The organism is Flavobacterium sp. 83, assembly GCF_000744835.1.
GTDB lineage: Bacteria > Bacteroidota > Bacteroidia > Flavobacteriales > Flavobacteriaceae > Flavobacterium.
In genome coordinates, this window is the sequence record NZ_JQMS01000001.1 from 3,709,088 (window position 1) to 3,726,986 (window position 17,899).

14 protein-coding genes are annotated in these 17,899 nt (G+C 34.1%); 12 read left to right on the top strand and 2 right to left on the bottom strand.

Annotated elements, in window-relative coordinates:
• Nucleotides 1-97: 97 nt before the first annotated feature.
• From T410_RS15995 to T410_RS16030, 7 genes are all read left to right on the top strand, one after another.
• The gene (locus tag T410_RS15995) at nucleotides 98-955 is read left to right on the top strand and encodes a RimK family alpha-L-glutamate ligase (protein WP_035673703.1); all 858 of its coding nucleotides are present in this window, start codon (nucleotides 98-100) and stop codon (nucleotides 953-955) included.
• Nucleotides 956-986: 31 nt separating this feature from the next.
• A complete protein-coding gene (locus T410_RS16000; RefSeq protein WP_035673706.1) occupies nucleotides 987-1,556 on the top strand; it encodes a cob(I)yrinic acid a,c-diamide adenosyltransferase in 570 nt (189 codons plus the stop codon).
• A 175-nt stretch (nucleotides 1,557-1,731) separates the two neighbouring features.
• Nucleotides 1,732-1,953 carry a DUF2795 domain-containing protein gene (locus tag T410_RS16005; protein ID WP_007138072.1) on the top strand — a complete coding sequence of 74 codons (222 nt, stop codon included), beginning with the start codon at nucleotides 1,732-1,734 and terminating at the stop codon, nucleotides 1,951-1,953.
• Between the two features lie 84 nt (nucleotides 1,954-2,037).
• Complete coding sequence (secA, locus tag T410_RS16010) at nucleotides 2,038-5,406, top strand: preprotein translocase subunit SecA (RefSeq protein WP_035673709.1); 3,369 nt, start codon at nucleotides 2,038-2,040, stop codon at nucleotides 5,404-5,406.
• Between the two features lie 383 nt (nucleotides 5,407-5,789).
• Nucleotides 5,790-6,404: a hypothetical protein gene (locus tag T410_RS16015; RefSeq protein ID WP_035673711.1), complete on the top strand. Its 615-nt coding sequence runs from the start codon at nucleotides 5,790-5,792 to the stop codon at nucleotides 6,402-6,404.
• A 432-nt stretch (nucleotides 6,405-6,836) separates the two neighbouring features.
• Nucleotides 6,837-7,055, top strand: coding sequence for a hypothetical protein (locus T410_RS16025; RefSeq protein ID WP_035673717.1), 219 nt, complete (start codon nucleotides 6,837-6,839; stop codon nucleotides 7,053-7,055).
• Nucleotides 7,055-7,360 (top strand): type II toxin-antitoxin system RelE/ParE family toxin, encoded by a 306-nt coding sequence (locus tag T410_RS16030; protein ID WP_035673720.1) that lies wholly within the window; start codon nucleotides 7,055-7,057, stop codon nucleotides 7,358-7,360. The genes T410_RS16025 and T410_RS16030 overlap by 1 nt, the downstream gene beginning before the upstream one ends.
• Before the next feature lie 70 nt (nucleotides 7,361-7,430).
• Here T410_RS16030 and T410_RS16035 read toward each other — a convergent pair whose 3' ends face one another.
• Nucleotides 7,431-8,093, bottom strand: coding sequence for an RNA methyltransferase (locus tag T410_RS16035; RefSeq protein WP_035673722.1), 663 nt, complete (start codon nucleotides 8,091-8,093; stop codon nucleotides 7,431-7,433).
• A 65-nt stretch (nucleotides 8,094-8,158) separates the two neighbouring features.
• Here T410_RS16035 and T410_RS16040 point away from each other — a divergent pair, with 65 nt between their 5' ends.
• From T410_RS16040 to T410_RS16055, 4 genes are all read left to right on the top strand, one after another.
• Nucleotides 8,159-8,851, top strand: coding sequence for an NAD-dependent deacylase (locus T410_RS16040; RefSeq protein WP_035673724.1), 693 nt, complete (start codon nucleotides 8,159-8,161; stop codon nucleotides 8,849-8,851).
• A gap of 67 nt (nucleotides 8,852-8,918) precedes the next feature.
• Complete coding sequence (purB, locus tag T410_RS16045) at nucleotides 8,919-10,265, top strand: adenylosuccinate lyase (protein ID WP_035673727.1); 1,347 nt, start codon at nucleotides 8,919-8,921, stop codon at nucleotides 10,263-10,265.
• A gap of 19 nt (nucleotides 10,266-10,284) precedes the next feature.
• Nucleotides 10,285-11,070, top strand: coding sequence for a polysaccharide deacetylase family protein (locus tag T410_RS16050; RefSeq protein WP_051929469.1), 786 nt, complete (start codon nucleotides 10,285-10,287; stop codon nucleotides 11,068-11,070).
• 385 nt (nucleotides 11,071-11,455) lie between these two features.
• On the top strand, nucleotides 11,456-13,696 hold the full coding sequence (locus tag T410_RS16055) for a cation:proton antiporter (RefSeq protein WP_035673730.1): 2,241 nt from the start codon (nucleotides 11,456-11,458) through the stop codon (nucleotides 13,694-13,696).
• A gap of 63 nt (nucleotides 13,697-13,759) precedes the next feature.
• Here the strand turns inward: T410_RS16055 and guaB are convergent, their stop codons facing one another.
• Nucleotides 13,760-15,232, bottom strand: coding sequence for an IMP dehydrogenase (gene guaB, locus T410_RS16060; protein ID WP_035673732.1), 1,473 nt, complete (start codon nucleotides 15,230-15,232; stop codon nucleotides 13,760-13,762).
• Between the two features lie 162 nt (nucleotides 15,233-15,394).
• Between guaB and T410_RS16065 the strand changes: the two genes are divergently transcribed.
• Nucleotides 15,395-17,896: a cation-translocating P-type ATPase gene (locus tag T410_RS16065; RefSeq protein ID WP_035673735.1), complete on the top strand. Its 2,502-nt coding sequence runs from the start codon at nucleotides 15,395-15,397 to the stop codon at nucleotides 17,894-17,896.
• The last annotated feature ends 3 nt before the right edge of the window (nucleotides 17,897-17,899 follow it).

Below are 17,899 nucleotides of genomic sequence, written 5' to 3' on the forward strand. Positions count from 1 at the left end.
TCGTCTGAATAACATAAAAGAGGATACCGCTGCTATCCGGGCTAGGAAATCCCACTAAAAATGCTATATAAAATTCCAAATAACATCTGCAACCAAAATGAAAATTGCTTTACTGACCTGCGAAAAACTTCCTGATTTAACTCCCGAAGATCAAAAATTAATTCCTGAATTAGCCAAGCATAATATAGAAGCCAAAGCTGTGATTTGGAGTGACAAAACCATCAACTGGAGCGATTTCGACTATTTAATTTTTCGCAATACATGGGATTATTTCGAAAAAGAAACCGAATTTACTATTTGGCTCGACCAAATAGAAAAATCAGGAATTAAAACGCTTAACCCTATTGGAGTAATCAAACAAAATATACATAAGTTTTATCTAAGAGAAATGGAAAAACGGGAGATAAAAATCCTCCCAACTGTTTTCATAGACAAAACGAGCAATCTTGATCTCGCAATGCTAATTCCAACTAAATGGAAAAAAGCAGTTATAAAACCAGCATTTTCCGCGGGTTCTTATCTAACTGAAGTTTTTGAAAGATCAGACATTCCTAGAATAAACAAACAATACAAAACTATCGCTTCGGAGAAAGAATTGCTTTTGCAGGAATTCATGCCTCAAATTCAAACATTGGGCGAAACCTCTTTTATCTTTTTCAATAAAAAATTCTCCCATTGTGTCAATAAAAAACCTGTAGACGGGGATTTTAGAGTACAATCTCAATTTGGAGGAAAATACAATTTGGTTCAACCAAGTCAGGAGCTTATTGAAAAAGCACAAAAAATAACGGAGACATTCCCAGAGAATTTATTGTATGCAAGAGTGGACGGAATAGTAATTGACAATGATTTGTACTTAATGGAGATGGAATGCATAGAACCCGATTTGTATTTCAATCTTAGTCCTGATTCACTGGAACGATTTGTAGCTGCAATAGTGGAATTAATACCTTAAATTTGTTCTTTTAAAATCAAATAAACGGTAGATGAAAGTATATACAAAGACTGGAGATAAAGGAACAACAGCACTTTTTGGCGGAACCAGAGTCCCGAAAGACCATGCCCGTATAGAAAGTTATGGCACTATTGACGAATTGAATTCCTATATAGGATTAATTCGGGATCAGGAAATGAATAGCCATTATAAAGAAATCCTTATTGAAATTCAAGATCGATTATTCACTGTTGGAGCAATTCTTGCTACGCCTCCGGAAAAAGAGGTGATGAAAAACGGAGAGTTGCGTTTAAAAAAATTAGGTATTATCGAATCCGATATTGAATTATTGGAAAATGAAATTGATGCTATGGAAGAAGCATTGCCACCCATGACTCATTTTGTACTTCCTGGGGGACACACAACTGTGTCATATTGTCATATAGCGCGTTGCGTTTGTCGCAGAGCAGAGCGTTTAGCAGTCCATTTAAGCCATAATGAACCCGTTGCTGAGATCGCAATCAAGTACCTAAACCGACTTTCTGACTACCTCTTTGTGTTGGCACGAAAGTTGTCTCATGATTTGAACGCTGCGGAGGTCAAATGGATTCCAAGGAAGTAGTTTATAATATGCAGCGGTCAGTTTTCAGCTGTATTTCAGGTTAAAAAAAATTAAACTTTTAAACCTTAAACTTTAAACAAAAAAGACGTTCTTAACTTTAACTAAAAATAAATGATTTTTTACTTGTATTTTTCAGTAAAAAATTTATTTTTGCACAAAACTAAATCGACAACAGATGTATTGGACATTAGAATTAGCATCCTATTTAAGTGATGCACCGTGGCCTGCTAACAAAGACGAACTTATTGACTACGCTATTAGAGCAGGAGCTCCATTAGAAGTAGTAGAAAACCTTCAATCTATTGAGGACGAAGGCGAAATATATGAATCAATGGAAGAAATTTGGCCAGATTATCCTACAGACGAAGATTATCTTTGGAATGAGGATGAATATTAAAAAGTAAACCAAGAAAAAGTCTCAAAAGAGGCTTTTTTTTTGTTTAAATTTACAGAATTACACAAATAGAAATAAAAACATATTATGAGTTTTATAAACAGTATCATTAAAGTCTTTGTTGGAGATAAATCTCAAAAAGATGTAAAAGCCTTACAGCCTTATCTTAACAAAATTAAAACTTTTGAAAATCCTCTAATGGCATTATCTAATGATGAACTTAGAGCACGTACCGTATTTTTCAAAGACAAAATAAAACAAGCCCGTTCTGAAAAAGATGCAAAAATAAACGCATTGAAACAGGAAGTGGAAAGCATTGAAGACATTGATAAAAGAGAAGATATTTATATCGCTATTGATGCGCTGGAAAAAGAAGCTTACGAAATTTCGGAGAAAACGCTGATGGAAATCCTTCCTGAAGCATTTGCAGTAGTAAAAGAAACTGCAAGACGATTTAAAGACAACACTCAAATCGTTGTTACGGCAACTGCAAAAGATCGTGAATTTTCAGCAACTAAAAGCTATATCACTTTAGATGGTGACAACGCAATTTGGGCTAATTCCTGGAGTGCTGCCGGTAAAGAAATTACTTGGGACATGATTCACTATGACGTACAGTTAATAGGTGGAATGGTTTTGCATGAAGGAAAAGTAGCTGAAATGCAAACAGGTGAAGGAAAAACATTGGTGGCAACTTTGCCTCTTTATTTAAATGCTTTGACTGGAAACGGTGTACATTTAGTTACTGTGAATGATTACTTAGCTAAACGTGATAGTACATGGAAAGCACCTTTATTCGAATTTCATGGCTTAACTGTTGAATGTATTGACAATTACCAACCAAGTTCTGAAGGAAGAAAAAAAGCATACAATGCTGACATCACTTACGGAACGAATAATGAATTTGGATTTGACTACTTAAGAGATAACATGGCACATACGCCAGACGAATTAGTTCAGAGAAAACACAATTATGCTATTGTCGATGAAGTCGATTCAGTTTTGATTGATGATGCCAGAACACCGTTGATTATTTCAGGACCAGTTCCGCAAGGTGATCGCCATGAGTTCATGGAAATGAAACCGAAAATTGAAAACTTAGTTAGTTTGCAACGTCAATTAGCTAACAGTTTCTTATCTGAAGCTAAAAAATTAATCAAAGAAGGAAATACTAAAGAAGGCGGTTTCTTATTATTAAGAGCCTACAGAAGTTTACCTAAAAATAAAGCTTTAATTAAATTTTTGAGTGAAGAAGGAATCAAACAATTGCTTCAAAAAACGGAGAATCAATACATGCAGGACAACAATCGTGAAATGCATAAGATTGATGAAGCCTTGTATTTTGTAATTGAAGAAAAAAACAACCAAGTTGAATTGACTGATAACGGAATCAAATTCCTTTCAGGAGATACAGATGCTGACTTTTTTGTACTTCCAGATATTGGAACTGAAATTGCAGCTATCGAAAAGAAAAAACTGGATAAAGACGCAGAGGCAGAGGAAAAAGAAAGATTATTCCAAGATTTTGGTGTAAAAAGTGAGCGCATTCACACATTGACTCAACTTTTGAAAGCTTACTCTTTATTCGAAAAAGACGTAGAATATGTAATCATGGATAACAAAATCATGATTGTTGATGAACAGACAGGTCGTATTATGGATGGTCGTCGTTATTCTGATGGATTGCACCAAGCTATTGAAGCCAAAGAAAATGTAAAAATTGAAGCTGCAACACAAACATTTGCAACAGTAACTTTACAAAATTATTTCAGAATGTACAGCAAACTAGGCGGTATGACTGGAACTGCAGTTACTGAAGCGGGTGAGTTATGGCAAATATACAAACTGGATGTGGTAGAAATTCCTACCAACAGAGGAATGGCTAGATTAGACAAAGAAGATTTTATATATAAAACTACTCGTGAAAAATTCAATGCCGTAATTGAGGATGTAACCCAATTATCAAATGCAGGAAGACCTGTACTTATTGGTACAACTTCTGTAGAGATTTCAGAATTGTTAAGCCGAATGTTGAAAATGAGAGGTGTTGCACACAATGTCTTGAATGCAAAAATGCACAAACAAGAAGCTCAAATCGTTGAAGAAGCAGGAAAACCTGGTGTCGTAACAATTGCAACAAACATGGCTGGTCGTGGTACCGATATCAAATTATCTGCCGAAGTAAAAGCCGCTGGTGGATTAGCGATTGTAGGAACAGAACGTCATGATTCACGTCGTGTTGACCGTCAGTTACGTGGTCGTGCAGGTCGTCAAGGTGACCCGGGAAGTTCTCAATTTTATGTTTCTCTTGAAGACAACCTAATGCGTTTGTTTGGTTCTGACAGAGTGGCTAAAGTGATGGACAGAATGGGATTGCAGGAAGGTGAAGTGATTCAGCATTCTATGATGACAAAATCTATCGAACGTGCTCAGAAAAAAGTAGAAGAAAATAACTTTGGTGTTCGTAAACGTTTATTGGAATATGATGATGTTATGAATGCACAACGTGAAGTAGTTTACAAACGTCGTCGTCATGCTTTGTTTGGAGAGCGTTTGAAATTGGATATTGCCAACATGCTCTACGATACTTGCGAATTGATTGTTGACGAAAACAAAGCAACAAATAATTTCAAGAACTTTGAATTCGAATTAATTCGTTATTTCTCTATCACTTCTCCGGTTACCGAAAGTGAGTTTGTGAAATTAACTGAAATGGAATTAACTGGTAAAGTGTATAAAGCGACACTAGAATTTTATACAGAGAAAACAGAAAGAAGCGCCAGAGAAGCGTTCCCTATAATAAAAGATGTTTACGAAGATAAAAACAATCAATTTGAGCGTATTGTAGTTCCATTCACTGACGGAATCAAAACCTTAAGTGTGGTTACTGATTTGAAAAAAGCGTATGAAACTCAAGGAGCGCAACTTGTTGCTGATTTTGAGAAAAACATCACTTTATCTATAGTTGACGAGGCTTGGAAAAAACACTTGCGTAAAATGGACGAGTTGAAACAATCAGTTCAATTGGCCGTTCACGAACAAAAAGATCCATTGCTTATTTACAAACTGGAAGCATTCAATTTGTTTAGAGGAATGCTTGACAATGTAAATAAAGAAGTTATTTCATTCTTGTTTAAAGGTGATTTACCAGCACAAGAGAATCAACAAATTCAGGAAGCGAAAGAAGTTCGTCAACAAGAAGACTATAAACTGAGTAAAGACGAAATTCCAAATAGTGAAAGTGCGAATCGCGAAGCGGGAGACTCGAGCGCAAGCGAACAGGCGAAGCAAACCCAACAACGACAAGTAACAGAAACTATCGTGAGAGATATGCCAAAAATCAATCGCAATGACAACGTTACAATTCAAAACGTGGCTAACGGACAAACACAAGAAATGAAATACAAAAAAGCCGAAAGCTTAATCGCTTCAGGGCAATGGGTTATCGTTAACTAATAACCGTTAGATTCCTTAAATTAAATTCCTCAATTACGAAAGTAGTTGGGGATTTTTTTTTGGAGCTATTCCCGCCATACGTTTCAATCTTGTGGGGCAAAACGAAAGCCCCACAAGGATTTCCACTGCTGTCGGGGCTAGGGATTTGCGATAAATAACTCCGTTTACGGTTTACCGTAATGATCCTGTAATCAAAGAATATATCTTTGAAGATAAATTAAGTAGTAATTCTTATTTATAAGATTTTTCAGTGATTAATTTATATATTTGAAAATAAATAAAGTCTAACGTTTATCAGACCTACCTTCTCAATTTTGGGATGATAAGTCTAATGCTGTCAGACCTATATACAAGTTGGCAGTAATGTAAAAAAAAAAAACGGAATGAGTAGAAATAATCAAATGCCTTTGGGTTGCTATTTAATAATCATTGTAATAGCAATTCCTTTTTTTATAGTAAATACCTGTAATGATAAAATACGTGATAACGAAAAACAAAAAGAGTATGATGAATTATCCGAACAAAGAAAAACATACTTAAAGCAATTTGATTTTAATTTTGAAGAAATTGTGAAGGATATTGAAAATGTCAATCTTCAAAATATTCAAAAGTCAATTCCAAGAAAACCAATTCTCATATTTCAAAAAAGGGTTTATGATACAAAAAAAGAAATATTTTTTAACTACCAATTAAATACTAAACTTAAAAATAAATATATGTCATTTAAAAATAGCGAAATAAATACAATCGTTTTAATAAGTGATACTTTAATTAACATAGGTCATTATTCTAGAACAAATAAAGTTGGATTTAAAAATAACATAATTATAACTTATATCGATAAAAAAACAAATGAAGTGATTTATAAGAAAACAATTGAAGGGGAAAAACCTCCCGACGAAATAAGGTATTATGAAAATGATGATTCAAATGAAGTTTATGGAACACGACCAAGTGACTTAGAAATTTATGAAAATATACTTAACAATATAAAATAAAAAATGGAAAATTTTAAAATAAATTTGAATCAAAATTTATGGGCCCTAATTGTAGCATTGTTAACATTAGGAAGTTCAGAATATTTCAATTTAAAAACATCATATTATTTTGGACTTTTTCTTTCCATTTTAACGAGTATTTCAGTTGTATTTTCATTATACTTTTATACTAAAAATTATATTCAAAATAAATCCACATAAAAAACACTACTCCCCAATGTCTGGTGCTCGTTTGCAACGAGTACCATTTTAATTTGGAGCACCATCGTAGCGTTTGTAACGCGGTTTCTTAAACTAAAAACTACACACTTCCGCAAACTTGTCAACTACTTTATCGAAATAATGGATGATATTCTTCCATCGTCTAAAAGGCAAGATTATAATATAGGATGAAAATATTTTTTGTAACTTTGAATTTAAGAAATAAATATTATGGATATTCAAACTTCTAAAATAGAATTGGTAAAAATGATTCTCAACATTGAGAATGATAAATTCATCGAAAAAATCACAGAATTCATACAAAGAGAAAAAGTTGATTTTTGGGATGAATTGAGTGTACCCGAACAAGAAGAAATTGAAAAAGGGATAAAAGAGTTAAATAAAGGAAAAAAAGTTGCGTTCAATGACTTTTTGAAAAAAATCTCTTAGTGAAAGTATTTTTATCCGAATTAGCTGAAAATAAACTTTTAAAATTGAATGATTTTCTTTTAGAGAATTGGAATTTGAAAGTTCGAAATGATTTTATTAAAAAGCTAACTTCTAAAATTGAACAAATTTCAAATCAACCTGAAAGTTGCCCGCAATCTTCCGTATTTCAAGGGCTTTTTAGATGTGTTGTAACAAAACAAACCTCTTTCTACTACAGAATAAACTTTGACAAAAAAGAAGTCGAGATTATCACCGTTTTTGACACAAGACAGAATCCAGACCAATTAGAAAAGGACATACGATAAGTTTGAAAAGTATGCTCCTATTGGTATTTATAACATTTTTTTTAATTTGGAATCCATAAATAAATCCAATCTACTTCGGGTTCTCTTCAAAATATCGTTCCTCTATTCTTTTGATATCTTTTATGGAATTTTTGGCCCAAGCCAATCTTTTTACTAAAATTTCTTCTTCGGATAAATGCCAATCAATGTTTGAATTTCGCAATCGATTTGTCAAGTTTTGAATAATGATTGCCGCTGAAACCGAGATATTCAAACTTTCGGTAAAACCTACCATGGGAATTTTTAGAAAACCATCGGCACGTTGTAAAATTTCTTCTGACAACCCGTCTCTTTCGGTTCCAAAAAACAAAGCGCTTGGTTTCGAAATATCAAAATCGTCCATCAAACAATCATTCTCGTGAGGGGTTGTGGCAATGATTTGATATCCTTTAGCTTTCAAAGTATCAACACAGTTCGTAATGCTGTCGAAGGTATTGATGTCGACCCATTTTTGAGCGCCCATCGCAATTTCCTTATCGATACTTTTTCCGTACCGTTGCTCAATCACATTCAATTCCTGAATCCCAAAAACCTCGCAACTGCGCATTACCGCACTAGTATTGTGCATCTGGAAAATATCTTCAACGGCAATGGTAAAATGATTGGTTCTGTTTTCCAATACTTTTAGAAATTTTTCTTTTCGGTTATCAGTCAGAATATTTTCAAGAAAATTAAGATAATCGATATCAATCATTGTGGGTTATTTTTTTGGCAAAAATACTAAAAAAGAGTAGTTTTATCTCCTAATGCATTTTACAAATGAAAAAGAAATTAGTGGTTCTGACTGGTGCTGGAATTAGTGCGGAAAGTGGCATCAAAACTTTTCGGGATAGTGACGGACTTTGGGAAGGACATAACGTTATGGATGTCGCAACTCCGGAAGGCTGGCATAAAAATCCCGCTTTAGTGCTGGATTTTTATAATCAAAGACGAAAACAACTTAAAGAAGTACAACCAAATTTAGGTCATCAAATTTTAGCAGAATTAGAAAATGAATTTGATGTTTTTATTATCACACAAAATGTTGACGATTTACATGAACGCGCCGGAAGTTCGAATGTGTTGCATTTGCATGGCGAATTATTAAAAGTAAGAAGCACAAAAAATCAAAACTATATCTTGGATTGGGAGAATGATTTGAATTTTGGTGATTTCGATAATAATCAAAACCAATTACGACCTCATATTGTTTGGTTTGGAGAGGAAGTTCCTGCGCTTGACGAAGCTATTGCAATAACACAGACTGCAGATTATTTTGCTGTTATCGGTACTTCGTTGCAAGTGTATCCAGCGGCAGGATTAATTGATTTTACAAAGCGCGAAACGCCCGTTTTTTATATTGATCCAAAACCTATAAAAATCCCAAATCTTAAAAATCCATTGGAAGTAATTCCAGAAGTAGCTTCAGAAGGAGTGAAAACACTAAAAAAGAAGCTAATCGGACTTATTTAAAAACCATTCGTTTTCTATTTTGTCTCGAAAGGTTTATATTTGTGCTTTTCCAATAAATAACACGACAATGACTACTTTAAACGAATTGAATGCTATTTCTCCTATTGATGGAAGATATAGAAGTAAAACCCTTTCTCTAGCTCCATTTTTCTCTGAAGAAGCTTTAATCAAATACCGCGTATTAGTTGAAATTGAATATTTTATTGCTTTGTGCGAAGTTCCTTTACCACAACTAAAAAATGTAAACCCGAATTTATTCGAAAGTTTACGCGACATTTATAAAAATTTCTCTACCGAAGATGCTCTTTGGATTAAAGAAACAGAAAAAGTAACCAACCACGACGTAAAAGCGGTTGAATACTTTATCAAAGATGCTTTTGAAAAATTAGGCCTATCTGAATACAAAGAGTTTATCCACTTTGGATTGACTTCTCAAGATATTAACAACACTGCGATTCCGCTTTCTACAAAAGAAGCTTTCGAGAAAGTGTACATGCCTTCTTTGATTACTTTAACTTCAAAATTGAAAGAGTTAAGTATTGAATGGGCGGCTATACCAATGCTTGCTCGTACACATGGACAGCCTGCTTCACCAACTCGTTTGGGTAAAGAAATTGGTGTTTTTGTAGAGCGTTTAGAAGAGCAAATGCGTTTGTTATTTAATGTCCCTTTTGCGGCTAAATTTGGCGGAGCAACAGGAAATTATAACGCACATCATGTGGCATATCCACAAATTGACTGGAGAAAATTCGGAGGGAAATTCGTTGAAGAAAATCTTGGTTTGCACCACTCCTTCCCTACTACACAAATTGAACATTACGATCATTTCGCTGCATTTTTTGATGCGTTGAAAAGAATAAATACCATCATCATTGATTTAGACAGAGATATTTGGACATATGTTTCGATGGAATATTTCAAGCAAAAAATCAAAGCGGGAGAAATAGGATCTTCAGCGATGCCACACAAAGTAAACCCTATTGATTTTGAAAATTCAGAAGGAAATTTAGGAATAGCCAATGCTATTTTCGAACATCTATCAGCTAAATTACCATTGTCAAGATTGCAACGCGATTTAACAGACAGTACGGTTTTGAGAAACATTGGCGTACCAATGGGACATACGTTAATCGCTTTTGAAGCAACTTTGAAAGGATTAAACAAATTGTTATTGAATGAACCAAAATTCCACGAAGATTTAGAGAAAAACTGGGCAGTTGTTGCTGAAGCAATTCAAACAATTTTACGTCGTGAAGCCTATCCTAATCCGTATGAAGCGTTGAAAGGATTAACCAGAACCAATGAAGCGATTGACAAAAATGCGATTCACGGATTTATAGCTACTTTAGACGTTTCGGATGCCATTAAAGCCGAATTAATGCAAATCACTCCAAGTAATTTCTTGGGAATTTAAATAAAACCACATCTATAAAGTGCAAAGTAATAAGAACAACAAAATCTTCAAATTCATATTACTTTGTACTTTTTTTTTATTTTCTTGTGAAAATAAAACTACTTCTCAAAAAAGCAATGCTAAAGAGATTAATCCTGGAGTTGTAATCTCATTTGACGACACAAGTATTAATGAATGGTATCAAGCAGATAAAATATTAAGTAAATATTCTTGGAAAGCTACTTTTTGTGTTTCCAAAATAAATACGCTATCTCATTCTGAAATAAAAGAACTCAAGCAATTACAAAAAGAGGGACATGAAATTGCGGGACATGGCTTCCATCATTTTAATGCTCCTAAATTTGTTGCAAAAAACGGAGTTGATGCCTACATCAATCAGGAAATCAACCCGATGCTTACTTTAATGCACTTTTATAATTTTAAAGTAACTTCATTTGCCTATCCATTTGGTTTTAGAAATACTAACATTGATAAAGCACTTTTTAAAAAGTTTAAAATCATCAGAGGAACTACTTACGGTGCGGAAGATCCCTTTTTTCAAAACTGCTATTTCAATAACTCCAGACTAGTCTATGGAATAGGGATTGATACGGATCATCCCAATTTCAGTATTCCGTATCTTCTAAAATTATTGGATTATGCTGAACGAAAGCACAAAATTCTGGTATTGTTTGGTCATAAACCAGTGCAAAACATAACCGCTAATTATCAGACTAAAATGGAAACATTACAACTGATTTGCAGTTATGTCAAACAACACAACATGACCTTTTACACTTTATCGGAATTAAACAATATAAAATAAGATTTCATTACAACTGCAAAAAGTGTTAATTTTATAAAAGCACAAATGCTTCGGGTTAAATAGCCCAGACAGGAGTGAAAAGCGTTGAGGAAATAAAGCTATTTTTTTTGTCCTTACAGAGCGACCAGAAAAAGTTCCTGAAAGCACAATAGAAAAAAAATCATTAGCGAGAGCTTGAAATTTAAGGCTGTAATAGCTCCTAAAAAACTCAAATAGTTTATTTATTTATTTAAAAAAAGGTAACGGAAAACCAATTGGATTTTAACTTTTACAGGATAATAATTTTTATAAATTTATCTTAAAACTAATGCTTAACAGGAGTGTTTTTTAAAATTTTATCTATATTACAAGAATAGAAAAAACCATACAAATAAAGTACTCGCCTATGAATCCAACAGAAACTGTATCACAAGCTGCACACCATTTAGAACCACTGATTAGCGATTTAGGATTAATCCTAATGACAGCAGGAGTTGCTGTTTTGTTGTTTAAAAAAATAAAACAACCACTTGTTTTGGGTTATTTGATTGCAGGTTTTTTAGCAGGAAATCATTTTAATTTTTTCCCATCAGTAACAGATATTAAAAGTGTGGAGGTTTGGGCAGAAATTGGTGTAATCTTTTTATTATTCAGTTTGGGTCTGGAATTTAGCTTTAAAAAATTGATGAAAGTAGGTGGTACAGCCTCTATTACCGCGATTACTCAAATTTTCACGATGGTATTGGTGGGTTTTCTAGTAGGTCAGTGGATGGATTGGTCGAAAATGGACAGTATCTTTTTAGGTGTTATTCTTTCGATTTCATCAACAACAATCATTCTCAAAACCTTTGATGAATTAGGCGTAAAAGCACAAAAATTTGCAGGTATTGTAATAGGCTCGCTCATTGTTCAAGATATAATTGCCATTTTGATGATGGTTTTACTTTCGACAGTTGCTGTGAGCCAACAATTTTCGGGAAGTGAATTATTCCTATCTGTTTTAAAATTGGTGTTTTTCTTAACAATCTGGTTTATTGGAGGCATCTTTTTTATTCCTACATTACTCAAAAGAGCAAAACATTTATTATCAGATGAAATGTTGCTTATTATTTCGCTTGCTTTATGTTTGATGATGGTAATTCTAGCAGCAGATGTTGGTTTTTCACCTGCTCTAGGTGCTTTTATCATGGGGTCCATTATTGCCGAAACAACTCAAGCAGAACATATTGAGCATTTAGTAAAGCCTGTTAAGGATTTATTTGGAGCAATTTTCTTCGTATCTGTAGGAATGTTAATCAATCCACAAACCTTATATGCACATGCTATTCCCGTAATGATTTTGACTATCGTTACCATTTTTGGACAATCCATAAGTTCTACAATTGGGGCATTACTTTCCGGGCAACCGTTAAAACAATCTGTACAAACGGGAATGAGTTTGTCACAAATTGGTGAATTTTCGTTTATCATTGCAACGTTAGGAATGACATTGAACGTAACAAGCTCTTTTTTATATCCTATAGTGGTGGCAGTTTCGGCAGTTACTACCTTTACTACTCCGTTTATGATAAAAATGTCTACGCCATTTTCAGAATATTTATCTAGAAAATTACCTAGAAAATGGACCAAAAGCATTGAGCGTTACAGCGCTAATGCTCAGTCAATTAAATCAGTTAGCAATTGGCAGATTGTAATCAACGCCTATATTGTTCAAGTTGTCGTTTACTCCGTAATTATATTTGCCGCCATTTTACTTTCGTCAAAATATCTTTTACCAATGGTTACTGATTTTAAATTTGGAAATGCTTTAGGCGCATTAATTACGTTAGTAGTACTTTCTCCTTTTTTATGGGCGCTGTCATTACGTCGTGTGGCCGTAAATGAAGTGGCAATCTTGCTTGAAGAACGAAAATATCGCGGTCCAATCCTGATGATGTTTTTATTACGATTACTACTCACCATATTTTTTATTGGTTTTTTACTAAACATTTTTTTCTCTCCAGTTATTGCTTTCATCACGTTGATTGTAGCTTTAGTTGTTTATTTTGTTTTCCAAAAAAGATTAAATGCACAATATCACAAAATTGAAAATCATTTCTTAAAAAACCTTAATGCCCGAGAAATTACTAAAGCCAAAAGAAGCCGTAGCGATTTATCTCCTTGGGATGGGCACATGACTTTTTTCGATATTGCGACAGAGTCAAATATTGCAGGAAAGACATTGGAAGAACTGAAAATCAGAGAGCAAATAGGAATAAATATTGCATTTATTAAACGAGGGGATATTATGATTAATATTCCCAACAAAAATGAGCGTATATTTCCTGGCGATGAACTATGTGTAATAGGAACAGATTCTCAAGTGGCTGCATTTAAATCCTATTTGGACCAACATGAAATTGATGTTCCTAATATAATCAAAGAAGCAGAAATTGTGTTGCGACAAATAGAATTAAAAAACGAAGCATTCATAGGAAAAAGCATCCGTCAATCCCAATTACGAGAAAAAACGAGTGGGTTGATTGTAGGAATAGAAAAAAAAGGAAATCGAATTCTCAATCCGGAGTCCAATATTATTCTTGAAAAAAATGATATACTTTGGATTGTTGGTGACAAAAAATTATTAGCCGATTTAGTTCATGATTAGGGATAAAAAAAAAGTGCAAGAAACGAATCTTGCACTTTTTATCATTTGTCTTTTCAGACTATTTTATCTCGAATAATTCGGTGCTTCTTTAGTAATTGTCACATTATGCGGATGACTTTCATTGATTCCACTCGCAGTAATGCGAACAAAACGACCTGTATCTTGTAAAGTTGGAATATCTTTTGAACCACAATATCCCATTCCGGCACGAAGACCACCAATGAATTGTTGCATACTTTCATTCAATTCTCCTTTGTAAGGAACTCGTCCTACAATTCCTTCCGGCACCAGTTTCTTAACGTCATCTTCCACATCTTGAAAATAACGATCTTTAGATCCTTCTTGCATCGCTTCTACAGAACCCATTCCACGGTATGATTTGAATTTTCTTCCTTCGAAAATGATAGTTTCTCCAGGAGATTCCATTGTTCCGGCTAATAAGGAACCTAACATCACACAATCAGCACCAGCAGCGATAGCTTTAGGAATATCACCAGTGTAACGAATTCCACCATCTGCAATTACAGGAACTCCAGTACCTTTAATCGCTGCCGCAACTTCAAGTACCGCAGAAAATTGTGGAAAACCAACACCTGCAACGATACGAGTTGTACAAATAGAACCAGGTCCAATTCCTACTTTTACACCATCTGCACCATTTTCTACAAGATATTTGGCTGCTTCAGGAGTAGCAATATTACCAACAATAACATCTAAGTCAGGGAATTTAGCTTTAACTAATTTTAGCACATCTACAACTCCTTTTGTATGTCCGTGAGCTGTGTCAATTATAACTGCGTCTACTCCAGCATTAACTAAAGCAGTCGCTCTTTCAACAGCATCTGCAGTAACACCTAATGCAGCGGCAACACGTAAACGTCCGTATTTGTCTTTGTTTGCATTTGGTTTTTGAGTCAATTTAGTAATATCTCTAAACGTAATTAAACCTACTAATTTATAATCAGCATTTACTACCGGAAGTTTTTCGATTTTATACCCTTGCAAAACTACTTCGGCTTGTTCAAGAGAAGTACCTTCGGCAACAGTTACCAAGTTTTCACTAGTCATTATCTCGACGATAGGTCTGGCATTGTTTTTTTCGAAACGTAAATCTCTATTGGTAACAATCCCTTTCAATATTTTATTTTCATCGACAATTGGAATACCACCAATTCCGAATTCTTTCATTGCATTTTTAGCATCGGCTACAGTCGAAGTCAATGGCAAAGTCACTGGATCAATAATCATCCCTGATTCAGCTCTTTTTACTTTACGAACTTTTGCAGCTTGTTGCTCAATAGTCATGTTTTTATGTAAAACACCAATCCCTCCTTCTTGCGCCATAGCAATTGCCATTGCGCTTTCGGTAACAGTATCCATAGCAGCGGACACAATAGGTACATTAAGTGTTATGTTTCTTGAAAATTTTGATTGAATACTCACTTCGCGTGGAAGAACATTTGAGTAATTAGGAACTAATAGTACATCATCGTAAGTTAATCCTTCGCCGATAATCTTAGAATTGTGTGCGATCATTGCAATTTGTAGTTGTAGTTAAATTGCGTGCAAATATAGACAATCTTAAGCGAAAAAACGATAGTTTTTTATAATAAATGATTAAATTGCATTAATAGCCAATTATTTCTATCCCGAACTACAGTATTATTTACAATCTATAAATTTGATTCATTTCTTTTCATGACTGAAGCTAAACAACAATTAAAAGGACTTTCAAATGATGAAGTCATTCAATCAAGAGCAAAGTACGGTTCTAATTCCATAGCACATCGGGGTAAAAATAATTTCTTCACTTCTTTAATCGAAATGGTTAAAGAGCCTATGTTTTTATTACTCCTAACTGCTACCAGTATCTATTTCATTACAGGAGATTTTGGAAATGGAATTTTCATGACCATCGCTATACTAATAGTTTCTACTATTTCTCTTTATCAGGAATCAAAAAGTAGGAATGCAATTGAGGCTTTAAAGAAATTATCACAGCCCAAAAGTAAAGTCATTCGCAATGGCGAAATAATGGAAATTCCAAGTGAGGAAATTGTCTTGGGAGATTTGATTCAAACGGAAGAAGGTACCTTTATCCCAGCCGACGGCATCATTTTACAATCCAACGATTTCTCCGTAAACGAATCTATTCTTACAGGTGAATCGCTTTCTGTTTTTAAAAACGAATCTTCCGATAACCAACATGTGTTTCTAGGAACAATTGTTACCGGTGGTTTAGCAATTTGTGAAGTAACTGCTATTGGCAACCAAACAAAACTAGGTAAAATAGGTAAAAGTCTAGAAACAATTATAGAAGACAAAACGCCTTTGCAAATGCAAATAGGCAACTTTGTAAAAAAAATGTCTTTCATAGGACTAGTCATTTTTGGTATTGTTTGGTCGATTAATTATTACAATTCAAACGATGTTTTAGACAGTCTATTGAAAGCATTAACCTTAGCAATGAGTATTATTCCAGAGGAAATTCCTGTTGCATTTACCACTTTTATGGCACTTGGTGCCTGGCGATTAATGAATATGGGGGTTATTGCAAAACAGACAAAAACGGTTGAAACCTTGGGTAGCGCTACCGTAATTTGTACTGATAAGACAGGAACCATTACCGAAAACAAAATGAGTCTGGCGCAATGGTATACATTTTCGTCGAATGAAATTTCGAATCCAAAAGAAGTTCCAAGTAGCGAAGACAAGGAATTAGTAACACTCTCTATGTGGGCCAGTGAACCTATCCCGTTTGATGCAATGGAAATTGCACTACATGAAGCGTATTCAAAATTAGAAATTACCGATGAACGTCCTAATTTCAAATTAATCCATGAATATCCATTGAGCGGAAAGCCTCCTATGATGACTCATGTTTTTGAAAACCAAAACGGAACAAGAATTATTGCTGCCAAAGGTGCTCCGGAAGCATTGATTGCAAGCTCCAATTTATCCGAAAAAGAAAAACAACAAATCCTTACGGCAATGACAACTATGGCTAAAGCTGGATTCCGCGTTTTAGGTGTTGGTGTTGCTGATTTCTCAGGAACAGATTATCCAAAAAAACAGCAGGATTTTTCATTTCATTTTAAAGGCTTAGTTGCTTTTTACGATCCTCCAAAAGAAAATATAAAAACGGTTTTTGAAACATTTTATAAAGCAGGAATTCAGGTAAAAATAGTTACAGGTGATAATGCAGAGACAACTGCCACGATTGCTAAACAAATTGGTTTTCAAAACCCAGAAAAAACATTGAATGGAGATGAATTAATGGCAATGGATGAAGCAACGCTAAAAGAAAAAGTGATGGAAACAACCATTTTCACAAGAATGTTTCCTGAAGCCAAACTCAAAATTATAAAAGCACTAAAAGATAACAACCAAATTGTAGCCATGACTGGTGACGGTGTGAATGATGGTCCTGCCCTAAAATCGGCTCACATAGGAATAGCTATGGGCAAAAAAGGTACCGAAATTGCCAAACAAGCTGCTAATCTTATTTTAGTTAACGATGATTTTTCTAAAATGATTGATGCGATTGCAATGGGCCGAAAAATATATAACAATTTAAAAAAAGCCATACAATACATCATTTCGATACACATTCCTATCATCATGATTGTCTTTATTCCTTTGGCATTAGGATGGTTATATCCTAATATTTTCTCTCCTGTGCATGTTATTTTTCTAGAAATAATTATGGGCCCAACTTGTTCTATTATTTATGAAAATGAACCCATGGAGCGTAACTTAATGCTGTTGAAACCAAGGCCTTTTACTACCACTTTTTTCAACCTGAAAGAGATTGCCATTAGTATAATTCAAGGTATAATTATCACAATAGGACTTTTATTTGTCTATCAATATTGTGTGGCTGACAATTGTTCTGAAAGTGTAACAAGAACTACTGTTTTCTTAACATTAATAGCTTCAAATATTTTCTTGACACTTACTAATCGTTCCTTTTACTATTCTATATTTACAACTTTAGGCTATAAAAACAATTTAGTACTGCTTATTATTGGTATGACCATTCTAATTACAGCATTGTTGCTTTTTGTTCCTTTATTTGCTCATTTTTTCCAGTTCGAAAGTGTTTCTGGAACACAAATAGGAATGAGTATTTTAGTGGGATTGGTTTCAGTACTTTGGATAGAAATTTACAAATGGTTCAAAAGAAGAAGCCATCAGTAACTA